The sequence below is a fragment of the Alteromonas sp. 5E99-2 genome (assembly GCF_017368475.1).
In the GTDB taxonomy this organism is placed as follows: domain Bacteria; phylum Pseudomonadota; class Gammaproteobacteria; order Enterobacterales; family Alteromonadaceae; genus Alteromonas_F.
In genome coordinates, this window is sequence record NZ_JAFNJE010000002.1 from 275853 (window position 1) to 288447 (window position 12595).

Annotated in this window: 11 protein-coding genes; 5 read left to right on the plus strand and 6 right to left on the minus strand. The window is 38.8% G+C overall.

From position 1 onward, the window contains the following. The first annotated feature begins 48 nt into the window (after nucleotides 1-48). Nucleotides 49-1410: a DUF3179 domain-containing protein gene (locus J3L16_RS03360; protein ID WP_207611469.1), complete on the plus strand. Its 1362-nt coding sequence runs from the start codon at nucleotides 49-51 to the stop codon at nucleotides 1408-1410. Nucleotides 1411-1431: 21 nt separating this feature from the next. On the opposite strand, the gene J3L16_RS03365 is transcribed toward J3L16_RS03360, so the two are convergent. The 3 genes from J3L16_RS03365 to J3L16_RS03375 all read right to left on the minus strand — a co-directional run bounded on the left by J3L16_RS03365 (nucleotide 1432) and on the right by J3L16_RS03375 (nucleotide 4097). Continuing rightward, nucleotides 1432-2139: a transporter substrate-binding domain-containing protein gene (locus J3L16_RS03365; protein WP_207611470.1), complete on the minus strand. Its 708-nt coding sequence runs from the start codon at nucleotides 2137-2139 to the stop codon at nucleotides 1432-1434. Nucleotides 2140-2361: 222 nt separating this feature from the next. Then, nucleotides 2362-3114, minus strand: coding sequence for a hypothetical protein (locus tag J3L16_RS03370; protein WP_207611471.1), 753 nt, complete (start codon nucleotides 3112-3114; stop codon nucleotides 2362-2364). A 230-nt stretch (nucleotides 3115-3344) separates the two neighbouring features. After that, complete coding sequence (locus J3L16_RS03375) at nucleotides 3345-4097, minus strand: SDR family oxidoreductase (protein WP_207611472.1); 753 nt, start codon at nucleotides 4095-4097, stop codon at nucleotides 3345-3347. 413 nt (nucleotides 4098-4510) lie between these two features. On the opposite strand from J3L16_RS03375, the gene J3L16_RS03380 reads away from it, so the two are divergent. Together J3L16_RS03380 and J3L16_RS03385 are read left to right on the plus strand one after the other, a co-directional pair. Then, a complete protein-coding gene (locus J3L16_RS03380) occupies nucleotides 4511-5509 on the plus strand; it encodes a YHYH protein (RefSeq protein ID WP_207611473.1) in 999 nt (332 codons plus the stop codon). 2 nt (nucleotides 5510-5511) lie between these two features. Further along, nucleotides 5512-5799, plus strand: coding sequence for a hypothetical protein (locus tag J3L16_RS03385; RefSeq protein WP_207611474.1), 288 nt, complete (start codon nucleotides 5512-5514; stop codon nucleotides 5797-5799). A 72-nt stretch (nucleotides 5800-5871) separates the two neighbouring features. On the opposite strand, the gene J3L16_RS03390 is transcribed toward J3L16_RS03385, so the two are convergent. Together J3L16_RS03390 and J3L16_RS03395 are read right to left on the minus strand one after the other, a co-directional pair. Beyond that, nucleotides 5872-7086: a TonB family protein gene (locus J3L16_RS03390; RefSeq protein WP_207611475.1), complete on the minus strand. Its 1215-nt coding sequence runs from the start codon at nucleotides 7084-7086 to the stop codon at nucleotides 5872-5874. 1 nt (nucleotide 7087) lies between these two features. After that, nucleotides 7088-7465, minus strand: coding sequence for a BlaI/MecI/CopY family transcriptional regulator (locus J3L16_RS03395; RefSeq protein WP_207611476.1), 378 nt, complete (start codon nucleotides 7463-7465; stop codon nucleotides 7088-7090). Between the two features lie 213 nt (nucleotides 7466-7678). Here J3L16_RS03395 and J3L16_RS03400 point away from each other — a divergent pair, with 213 nt between their 5' ends. Beyond that, nucleotides 7679-8230: a peptide deformylase gene (locus J3L16_RS03400; RefSeq protein ID WP_207611477.1), complete on the plus strand. Its 552-nt coding sequence runs from the start codon at nucleotides 7679-7681 to the stop codon at nucleotides 8228-8230. A 132-nt stretch (nucleotides 8231-8362) separates the two neighbouring features. Then, complete coding sequence (locus J3L16_RS03405) at nucleotides 8363-10330, plus strand: prolyl oligopeptidase family serine peptidase (protein ID WP_207611478.1); 1968 nt, start codon at nucleotides 8363-8365, stop codon at nucleotides 10328-10330. A gap of 75 nt (nucleotides 10331-10405) precedes the next feature. Here J3L16_RS03405 and J3L16_RS03410 read toward each other — a convergent pair whose 3' ends face one another. Next, nucleotides 10406-12592, minus strand: a complete 2187-nt coding sequence (locus tag J3L16_RS03410) for an alginate lyase family protein (protein WP_242698646.1) — start codon at nucleotides 12590-12592, stop codon at nucleotides 10406-10408. Between the last annotated feature and the right edge of the window lie 3 nt (nucleotides 12593-12595).

A 12595-nucleotide genomic window follows, 5' to 3' on the forward strand; every position in this document is an offset into this window, starting at 1 on the left:
TCTATTTCATCGTTCTCTATTAGCTACATATAATAAAGGCTAATGTTTATGCACCATTCTTTTTTAAAACAATTCACTACAGCTGCTTTTTTACTTGTTTGTTCGTTTTCAGTTTTATCTCAAGATAAAACGTCAGTCTTTGAGCAACTCATAGCGGCAGAAAGTAAAAAAGAAATAGACGTCGCATTAGCTGAAATTGATGCAAATTGGAGCTCTGAATTCATACCTCAATCCCTTGAAATGCTGAGCTTAACTCGAGATTACTACACCTCTCAAAGCTTACTTGATGTACTAGAGCGTCATACCAAACAATCTTTTGGGTTTCATTTAAATGACTGGTTTTTTTGGTTGTGGAATCAACCACAGAATATTTCTTCAAACTACGCACAATTTAAAGCTTCTCTATACGTTAATATTGACCCTAGATTTCACCGTTACTTTGACCAACGCCAATCTCAAGCGAAAATACGCTTAGATGAAATTAGGTGGGGCGGTGTTGTCCAAGATGGTATTCCTCCGCTGCGTAACCCTAAAATGCTTAATGCAAAATCGGCCACCTATCTCAACGATGATAATGTTGTATTTGGTATTGAAATTAACGGTGACGCAAGGGCCTATCCAAAACGGATATTAGCTTGGCATGAAATGTTTGTAGACACAGTAGGCGGTGTCGATATTGCCGGTGTTTATTGTACTTTATGTGGAACCGTTATCCCTTACAAAACAGAACTTTCTGGCACAAAGTATACATTGGGAACCAGCGGCTTCTTGTATCGCTCTAATAAATTAATGTACGATTTAGACACCCAATCTTTATGGAATACACTAACAGGCAAGCCAGTAGTCGGTCCGCTAGTCGATAAAGGCATTGAACTTGAACACTTAAGTGTGGTGACCACTACATGGGGTGAATGGAAGCGCCGTCATCCAGACACCCGTGTACTGTCTCTGGAAACCGGACACAGACGAGATTATGACGAAGGCGTTGCGTATCAAGATTATTTTTCCAGCGATAGGCTCATGTTTAATACACCATTTGCTGACAAAAGATTAAAAAACAAACAAGAAATCCTAGCGCTTAGATTCCCAGGAGCACCAAATCAACAACTCGCCATCGATACCGAATTTTTACGCAAAAAGACTCTGTATAAAAACAAAATAGGACGACAAAAGTTCATCGTCCTAACCGATAAGTCAGGTGCAAACAGAGTATACGACCCAAAAAACATCGATTTTGTTAGTTATGATAATGATTCTACCCTGACAGATAACAAAGGAATTAAATGGCAGTTAGATGAGCAACAGCTGATTAACCAAGATACAAAAGAAACACTCGACAGATTACCTTATCATCGTGCTTTTTGGTTTGGATGGCATGCGGCCTTTCCAGAAACAAAACTGATAAAATAATCTCAAAATATCGTGGTGATGTTACTTAATGAGTGTAATGTCACCAATACGAGAAAGCGCATTGTTTTCTAGCTCAGACGCATACAAAGAATAAAAAAGGTAAGGCGCGTACAAATGCTCCACAGCATTAGATAGCTCTTCCGTTTGTTTTGCGTAAGAAGAGTTATTTGAAACATGTAACCACGTTTCTTTATCAGACAAATATACGGGCTCGCCATGATCTGTTTCAAAAACGCCCGCTTTTCTAAAACTATAATCCAACCCTTCTAATGCGCCAATAATCCCCTCTGCTCGTTTTCTCTTAAACATTTTCACACCTTGGGTGTAATCCCTCACAAAGTATTTATCTAATTGCTCATCATTATCGAAACGGTTATCGAAATTGGCGCCTCTAACAACGGCAATAGAATTCAGCGTATGTAAATCTTGATACGTTCTTATCGGCCTGTTTTTTTCTGGGAATATCACTACCTTAGAGCTAGAGACTGGACCAATATATTGAACTTTGTTCTTCGCGTCTTCATTCTTAAACATAATTGCGCCGTCAATTTCTCCTTTTTCTAAGCTACTCGAAATCCTTGCATAGGGGATAAGTACGATTTGAATAGGAAAGTTAACTTGCTTAGCGAGATTCTCCACATATAAAACCGAGATTCCCTTTCGGTTAAATTCTCTCGCTTCAATTGAATGAGGTGGAAAATAAAATGGAGGAAATGAAGGTATTGCCATTAAAAATGGTTGATGTTCTTTGGCTTTTAACTCACTACTTATTATTAAGATAAAGGTAAAAAAAAAGACAGATATAAAGGTATGATAAAGCTTCTTAGACACGACTATACTACATGTGTGATCTCTTAATTACCCAGTATAGTAAAAAAAATCAAATCTGAAAAGTTACCGAGTTTGCAATCATGAAATGACGCAAACTCATAATTAAGAGCTGTTCTCTAACTAGCTTTTACGGCGAACAACAAAACCAGTCAAAATTAAACCTAAACCAATCAACAAAGTGCTCGATGGTGCGGAAACTGCAACAGAAGGCGGGTTAACATCATCAGGATTCCCCCCTCCCAAAGTGGCTACATCAATAGTCAGAGACGTAATGCGAAAGCTATCATTGTTTTCTAATGCACCAAACCCAAAGAAGCTGGCATCGATACCGCCATTACCCAGTACAAACAGACCGTCATCCCCCTCAATATTAGGAACATCAATTAACGCAGCTAAAAAGTTAACCCCACTCCCAAATACCTCGTTGGCAGCAAAGCCTATAAAGTCATCAGCGTTCCCAAGGATATTATCAAAGCCAACGGATAATAAAGTAACTTCTCTAGAAAAACTAAAAAGTAAAATATCATTGTCACCAAAACCATCAATGTCATCATCGCCGTCGTTGAAGTCTCTAGCTCCCAGTCCTTCGTCACCAAAAAATTGATTCGTATCAATTACTGACGTTCTGTCATTGTTTAAGCTAAAGGTAGAAAAGGGGCCAAACGGAGCGAAAGAAACAAGGTTAAAAGTATCGGCATCAATGCCTAATGAAAGCGCTCCAGCATCAGGTGCTAAATCATCAAGGGAAATTGCACTAGCGCCATTCTGACCGCCTAAATTACTAAAATCTATAGTAACAGGAACCGCTAATGTGGGCCCTGAAACAATTCCACACAATAAAAATAGTCGTGCAAGTATTAGCTTCGTATTCATCACATTTCACCTTAATCAAGTAACTTTAAGCCAGCATCAATTATAGAATATAAAAGACGCAATAATAGTAATATAGGTATAAAGCAGAATTAATGCCAAAAACGATGTGCTTGTAACGTATGAAGAATATTTAAACCAACTAGAGCATTGTAAATATAGCTGACATTATAAAAAGGCAAAAAAAGACCGTGTAAAAACACGGTCTTTCGTAATTCAAAACCAGATAGGTCTTAAGAGAACGCTAAGCCACCATTGATATCAATGTTGTTACCGTTAACAAATGACGCTTCGTCAGATGCAAGGTAAGACACTAAATCAGCAACTTCTTTAGCTTGACCTTCACGACCTAGAGCAGTCATACCAGCTAGCTTAGTACGAACTTCATCTTTAGAGAAAGTATCATGGAAAGTTGTGTTGATTAGACCAGGAGTTAGTGAATTAACACGAATACCTTTAGAACCTAGTTCTTTCGCCATAGAGCGAGTGAAAGTCATAACCGCACCTTTAGACGCAGCATATGCCCAAGAACCAGGGCCACCACCGTCACGAGCAGCTTGTGAAGAGAAGTTAACAATCGCACTTCCCGCTGGCATGTGAGGAACAGTTGCTTTAGTTGCTAAGAAGCAAGAGTTGAAGTTTATGCGCATAACCAAGTTGATGAAATCTTCGTCCATTTCGTCAAGAGATTTACGTGCAACCAAACCACCAACAACGTTGATAAGAGCGTGGATTTCACCACCAAATGCATCTGTACCTGCTTTAACAAGTTTTTCTACGTCTTCGCTCTTAGTCATATCGCCTTGAACGATGATACCTTCACCGCCAACTGCTTTAATTGCTTCAAGCGTATCAAGACCGTCTTGTTCGTTGTCGAAATAGTTAACTACAACTTTGGCGCCTTCTGATGCCATTTTTACAGAGATAGCACGGCCGATATCACGGGCGCCACCAGATACGATTGCAACTTTATTTGCTAATTTCATTTTGTCTGTTCCTTTATATTACTAGTTCAGGCGATATACATGTACATAATAAGTACAATAAACGTAAAATACGCGTATCACTCCATTATATACAATTCCAGTTTGGTTTACTCGATTAATTCAAGTGGTAACCCAACTTTTTTACCAAATTATGTTCAATTGGTAAACATCAAGTTAATACCATTTGTGTTTTTTGGGCAACACAAGGAAAGTTTCATTCTTAATTTGTATCGTTTACGCACAATAATCAGCTAAATAATACAATCTAATGGTTTTATTCAATGCCTCTATAAAAACACTACTTTCTCCTTATTTTTTGCACAACTTTTAACCTTGTATTTTCACATTGTTTTTAAAACCTGTGAGTATACTCAGTATTAACATATTTATATTCAATAGTGGGCAAACACAGCATGACAAAAGCATCAATTTCTTCTTTGATTATCACGGGATCCCTTGCCTTTTCTGGCTGTGGTGGAAGTAGCGAAACAATAACAGATGATGAAACCAGCGAAACTCCTAGTACAGACATTTTAGCTGTAGATACAACATTATTTGATTCTGCTGCGGTAGTATCGGTTGAAACAATAGACTGCACTTTATCAAACGGCGATGATAGTAGTTGTTATGCTATTACTGTTACAGGATTTCCTTCAGATAGAACTGAATTAGGACATTTTTGTCCAACAGACATTAATACTGAAGCTGAAAGCGCTGGAAAATGGTTCGACGACGGAGTCTTGTACGATTTGACTGGCGAATTTGTATCGAATTTAGACTTGTTCTATGGCAATAGTGAGTGGCAACTTTTTGATGCAGACACTGGTGAAATATTTATTACTGATACACAAGTTTCTTGCGAAGCAGCGGCTCGTCCTGACGTAGCAGAAGAATATCAGAACCACTGCGTACAATGCGAACTTACATACTATGCTGATGAAGGCCAAGGTGTGGAGAGTACATTCCTTTTACCTATTAACCCAGTATTTCGCGAAACTTCGGGAGATATAGGAATGTCTAATATTGGCGTCTCATTAAATGGTGTGAATCTGGCAGCCGCGGCGCCGACACAAGCAATTTTAAGTGCGTTTACAATCGCCGCTTTTGATGATTGTGTTGGCCATGTAAATCCCATTGATGGCTATCACTACCACGGAGCCAACCATGGCGACGGTGAGTGCCCAGCAGTTGAATTTGAAGCCGACGGTCATGCAGGTATATTTGGTTATGCCCTCGACGGATTTGCCATTTACGGGATGCTTGATGAAAATGGCGAAGAAGCAACCGATCTTGACGAGTGTAGAGGTCAAACTGACGAAGTCCGCGGGTATCACTATCATTCAGCTGGTCCAGGTGAAAATGCGTTTATAGGTTGTTTCTCTGGAGAAACTGCAAATTCCACGGACATCTAACTATGAATACCTTTAGTAAAATTGTAGTTATTGTATTTTCAGGCTTAATTAACGCAATAGCACAAGCACACAATGGCCACGGAGACGAACTGCCTTGGCAAGCGTGCAGCACCTCAGAAAAAAATACACCTTGTGAATATACCAACAGCCATGGTGATATCTATCAAGGAAATTGTAAACTCTTTGGCGAGGCATTAATGTGCGTACGAAACAAACCAATAGTTCGTGCAAACATGTCAAAAATGCTTACACCAATAAAACTAGATAACAGCAACCAAGGTACAAAATAGGGTTCTCGAAAACCACAAAGCAAGCGACCTTAAAGGCCGCTTGCTTTATCGTTTATTACCATAGCCAATAAATTAATGCGCCTCGTTCAACACCTCTATTCGCTCAACTAAATCTAACTTTGCTGATTCAGTATCAATTTTAAAATCCAATTGCACAAGTAAGTCTTTAAAACCGTTTTTAGAGGGCTCATATTGCCATTTTGCGAGTGCATTTTTGGCAGACGTATTAAACATGCTATTCGGTGTAGCACTCACCACTGAAATATTTGACGTGTTACCTCTGGCATCAATGTCATATTTCAATACAACGGAACCACCAATGCCTTGCTGGGCTGCTTCACTTGGGTAAAGTGGTTCAACACGTTTAATAGGTGAAATATGATCTTTATCACTTCCTCCTTTCATTGGCTGCTTAGCAAAAGCTAACCCACTCAACATGCACGCAGCAATAAAAAGTAGACTTGTCTTTGCTAACACTGAGGGGTTACCTTTATGTTGAATGTTGCTCAATCGTTGTATCATCATTTTTTTATCTCCGTAGTGTGAAAAAGCTATCAGGCGGGCAAATTTATGTTCTGCACAATGCACCAAGGCTTTACTGTATAAAATGTGTTCTTGTATGGATTTATTTGCCAGTACTTGATCGTCACACGTCAGTTCCTGTAACCGTCGAGCATAGGCATAAGTCATCCAAACTAAAGGGTTGAACCAAAGTAAAATTGCACCTCCCAGCAACAGTGTATTAATGAAATTATCTTTGCGTTTTATATGAATATTTTCGTGCTCAACAATAAGACTGAGCATGTTTTCGTTAAACTGTGATTTATAATCCCTAGGCAATACCAACTTACTGTTAAATATCCCCACTACCATAGGCGTAGAAATAACGTTACTGAGGTACACCTTAGCTGGCGTATTCATGGTAGTTTTTGGATGCTTAGCAAGCTTGAGTCCCTTAACATAGCGAAAGTGTATGCTGGCGATAGCAACAAGCATCAAGCCAGTTATAGTAAAGTAAACACTTGCCCAATCGACGCTAAAACTCGTCGTAATAGACGTGTCAGACGTAACAATGTAATGGCTAATAGCCTTATCTGATAGGGGTTTAAAGGTACTTGGCAAATTAACAACTAAAACTGCTAACGGTGCCAACCATACTAGCCGATACACAAAACGCGCGCCGAATAGAGATAAACCGAAGCGCGCTGACAAAACAAATATGATTAGCATTAAGCTAATTAATAATTGCTGGCTAACCAACCAACTGAAAAAAGACTGATACAGCATGTTATTCCCCTTGGTTTTTTTCCCAATCAGCAATAATTTTTTTCAACTCATTGATGTCTTGCTGAGACAGCTGTTCTGACTTAGCAAACCCACTCACCAATGGTGCGATGCGACCACTAAAAAAGCGCTCAATAAAATTCTGACTTTCTTTCAATGTGTAATCAGCTCTTTCAATACAAGGGCTATACAAGTATTGCCGCCCCTCTTTTTCAAAAGAAAGAGCTCCTTTTTTCACTAACCTCCCTAACAAGGTTTTGATTGTTTTTTCATGCCATTGTTTATCACTGCTTAAACGCTCAATGATATGTGTCGCATTCACTGGGTAGCTCACCCAAACCGCATCTAGTACTTCAAATTCTGCTTTAGATAATTCAATCATCATCATTGCTTACAAATGTAATCGATAATTTAAGATTACACCTGTAATTTAAAATTGCAAATCTTTTTTACTATTTGTTTATGACCGTTCAGTAGGGTATTTTTTTATATGTTGCGCCTTTTTCGACTAACCGCTTGGATTAACCGTTAACTTACTGCCGTTTAAAAAGCACAAAGCTAAAATAGGCGGCTTTATACAGTAGAGAGAACATCAATGAGAGTTTTGCAAATAGGTAACCCTTTACTCACTCAACGTTCGCAAGAGCTTAGCTTGGACGAAATACAATCAGAAGCTATACAAAATTTACTGTCTAAAATGAAAGAAACGCTAAACGGCATTCAAGCTATTTCCAGCGAAAACGGCAATGCACTTTCTGCTCCTCAATCTGGAAGTTTAGTGCGTATGATTTTACTGCGAATTGATGGTGAATTTGTGCCAATGATCAATCCAGTGATACAAAATCATTCAGAAGAAAAATTCGAATTTCAAGAAGAGTGTTTTAGCATGTATGACATACGGGGCACAGTGTCTCGTTACGTGGAAATAGCGGTCTCTTACCTAGACGAATATGGTATCGAAAAAAGCACAACACTTAGAGGTGAAATGTCAGGTTTAGTGCAGCATGAAATAGATCATCTCGATGGCATACTCTTCATTGATAAATTAAAAGAAAAATCCCCCAAACACATTGAACAAGTATTCAAACAATCTCCCCAACAGCTTTCTAAAATTAATGAAATGATCGCGTATATGAAGAGTGAATAGGCCCTATGAAAATTCTATTTAATTTGTAAAGCACACCAAAATCAGTTGTAAATATAACTAAGAGTTTGTAAATTAAAGAGAATAGTAATGAAATACTATTCTCTTTAATTTGTTTTATTTACAAGGATTTTTATGAGACATTCAATTGTAGTCATACTATTTTTTATTTTAAGCTTTACCACCCTAGCTAAACCAATTCCTATAGAAGCATTTACCCGTCACGGCGACTACTTAGACATGTCCTTGTCCCCTAGTGGTAAACATATAGCTGCCAGACTGCGTGTAGCTGATAGAGTTAGCTTTGTTGTTCTTGAAGTCCCATCAATGAAAGTAGTCGGTGGTGTAAAAGCACAATCCGGGGACGAAATTCATTCCGTAGAGTGGATTAACGACGAAAGACTTGTATATCAATTTGCGGAGAAAAGGTGGAGCCACGACACACCAATTCCTACCGGTGAATTGTTTGCAATAAATTTTGATGGTTCATCAAATAAAATAATATTTGGGTACAGAGCGGGTGAATTTACTACCGGCACAAAAATTCAAAAACGAAAAGCAACGCTTGCTTCTGCAGAAATTATTAGTTATCTGCCAGGTGACAAAAAAAATATACTAATTGCTGAGTACCCTTTCAATATAGAAGGAGACTCTTATTACAATAATAAAGAAAAACGTCCAAATATCGTTCGTTTAAATGTGTACAGCGGAAAGAGAAAGAAAATCGATAATATTCCATTTAAATCAGCCACACCTTTAGCAAATAATAACGGAGAGGTAAATTTCGTCACCTACATAGACGAAAATTATATTAGCCAGGCTGCCTACCGTCCATCTGAGGACGACGAGTGGATGGACCTTTCCGACAAATTAAATGGTGATTATTTTCCTATTGATCTTAGCAGTGATGGAAAGCGAGTTTTTCTTACTGGGAGAATAAGTGAAAACCAGCTTCTGACTATGTATGAATTTGATTTGGACACTCAAGTACTTTCCCCTCTTTTCACAGATCTACAGTCAGATATAGAATTCTATACTTGGGATCCCAAGTTAGAAACGCCAGTAATTGGCACAACCTTTACGAATAATCATGAATATATCTACACATCGGATAAAAGCGATACGATAAAATGGCACAAGGCACTAAAAAACAGTTTTGATGGTCAGCGCGTTACAATTGAAAGCCAAAGTAAGAACGGCGATTTATTACTCATACATGTTAGTAGTGAAATAAATCCAGGTGAATATTACCTTTTTGATACTAAAGCGAAAGGAGCTCAATTTTTATGGGCGAACCGTTCATGGTTAGATCCCAGAACATTATCTGCGACTAAGCCATTTAGTTTTGTCACAAGTGATAACCTAACAGTTTATGGCTATGTCACTCTTCCGGCTGATTTAAAGCCAAATGAAACAACACCCTTTGTAACTATGATCCATGGCGGTCCTCACGGCTATCGAGATTTTCCATTTTTTGATAGTGAAGTCCAGTTGTTAGCCAATCGCGGTTACGGTGTTGTGCAGATAAATTATAGAGGCAGTGGTGGTTATGGCAGTAATTTCCAACAGTCAGGCTATAAAGAATGGGGTGGAAAAATGATCCAAGACATTCTAGAGGGAACCCAAGCCGCAGCTAAGCAGTTTCCACTCAATATCGAAAAGTCCTGTGTTTATGGCGCTAGTTATGGTGGCTACGCGGCAATGATGTCGGTGGTTAGGGCACCTGAGTTGTTCAAGTGTGTTATTGGCTATGTCGGCATATATGATTTGAACTATACCTTTTCGGAAAGTGACACAGCCGAAGCCTATGGTGGTTTAGCTTACTTAAAACGAGTACTAGGCGAAGATCAAGCGGTTATTGATGAATTTTCGCCTGTTAATCATGCTTCAGAAATTAAAGCTAAGGCCATGATTATTCATGGTAAAAAAGACGCACGTGTACCGGTTATCAATGCAACAGCAATGGTTAAAAAATTAACCGAAGCGAATAACCCTCCCAAATATTTAAATTTTAGCAATTCTGGTCACGGTGTTTATGGAGAAGAAGAAAGAAAAGAACTTTATACTGCACTGATTGAGTTTTTAAACGAAAATCTTCAATAGTTTCAACACATTTTTCAATGTAATAAAAAAGGCTTGGTAGAAACTACCAAGCCTTTTTTAAAACTGCTAAGCCTATTAACGTATTAAGTTGTATGGACCTTTCCACTTATACGTTTTGCCTTCTATTTTCAACTTATGACTAGAAGATTTCTCAGCATCTTTATTTGCTAATATAAAGATTAACGTTTTATCTTTTACTGTCGTGATTTTCACTGCAGTATAGTCGTCACTATTTTGTAATACCTCTAGGCTCTCGATGTGACTATTTGCATTTAGCGACGCTTCAGTAACAGGGCTATACGAACCATGTGGCTCAATAACAGAGGCAAACAAGGTACTCTTATCGTTACGGCGAAGCATAATACCTGCGTCTCTTCTAAGGTTGAACTGTGGATCGTTCGCACCTAGTCGCGTGAACATGATTTCATCAGACTTATTAGTAGCGGTTGTTAACGTATAGTACTTACCTGCATTCAACCAGTTAAACTGCGCACTTTCTTCAGTAAGATCATTACTTTTCCCTTCAACATATAAATGTTGATAACCATTTTCCTTACCTAATACATCCAGTGATTTCGGCGTATTAAATGCAAAGCTAGTGTCGAGTACTTGCCCCATAAAATAGTAAGGCAAATCGTATTGGTGTTTTGCTTTAGAGGTTACCTTAAATAAATCTAATAAAAACGGTTTTTCAAAATCTTCATCTTTAATCACAGCCATGGTTCTATGCAAAACACTATCAGAGTAAGCATTCACTTCTTTTGCACTGACTATTTGAATATCATCAGAACTAGACTCGTAAAAATGCAAGTCAGAGTGGTGCTGACTACCAATTTCATATTTTCCCTTAAAGTGAGAAGTCTCATCTAACGTTAAGGTATTATGAGCAATAGTTTGCTTCGCCCACGTCTTGTTTTCCTTAAGGTAATTTCCACCGCCTTTTTTCTCGATATTTACAAAACGAGAAAGGCCGTAATCTTGCAATACTTCGTCGCCATTTTCGAATAATGAAAAAGACAACTTATCATAGTGTCCGTGACTTAAACCTTGGGCCGAGTACTTAAACACAAGTTCTAAATTATCTGCACGAACCACTGCTACACCGCCTTGATCGCCATTAGGGCCATCGCCGTAGTTAGCCGACGTTTTTTTAAATTCAGTGGCTTTGCCGTCTTGGATACCAAGGGCAACAGCTAAACCTGTTTGGTCAAGCAATACCGTATTTTGCTTACCGGCAATACTTAGCAAACTTGGGTCTTTGCCGCCGTAAAAATAGGCCATGTCTACCGCAGTAACCAATTCTTTTGCCAAGTAAGACATGCCTTTTTGGCCGTCATTCAACGGGAAGAATTCTCCGTCTTGGTCAGACAAATTCAACAACGCCGTTACGGCTTTCATTAGCACGTCGTCTTTGTGTTGTAGCACCTTCATATCTGGGCGGTTGTTTTCCATTGCCACAGCAAACACTAAAAACGGGTACATAGCGTAACGTTGGTAATACGGTCCTTCGGTAAAGTAACCTTCAGGAGAAAACGGTTCTTCCAAGTTCGCTAAAAACCCAGCTGACTGCCCTTCTACTTTAAGGAAGCCACCATCATCATCTTTGGTTCCGAATTCAATGCCATCATCATCTAACCCATATAAGGCTCTTTGGATCAGCTCTTCATCATTCATCGCCACACCAATCATACCTACAGCGGCATTACCCCATGTACTGTGGTTATGAATGCGATTGTAAAACTGGGGGTTAGTGGTAGAAATAAAATCTGCAAAGGGGCGAAACAAATTATCTTCTAGAGTTTTGCGTTCTTCCGCTGATAAAAAATCGTAAATGGTATCGTAGGCTTGCGCCATATAAACCAACCAGTTGCTGTCGTTTAAACACTGCCAAAACAATTTTCCACGAGCATAAGAGCGAGGCTTAGGGTGAACGGGCAAGTCTAAATACATGGCTTCATATTGAAAGAACATGTCTTTCACGTAAGTAGCGTATTTATCATCTTGTAAGATTTGGTACAACATCCCTGCTTTTTGGGCCATAAAGAAGTTTTTCTTATGGCGAGAGTGGGTATAGCCCCCGGAGTAATCAACAGGAATAGGCGTATCGATACCCAAGGCTATCTCAGCGTCTACTTCTTGCTGAATAGCAGCTAATGCCTTATCAAATACAGGTACTTTTCCCAAATTAGCACGAATATCTTTCACACCTTGCTTAGTAAGAATAAGATTTGGATGTTCTTGTGCCTGAATTGGTGAAACCATAAG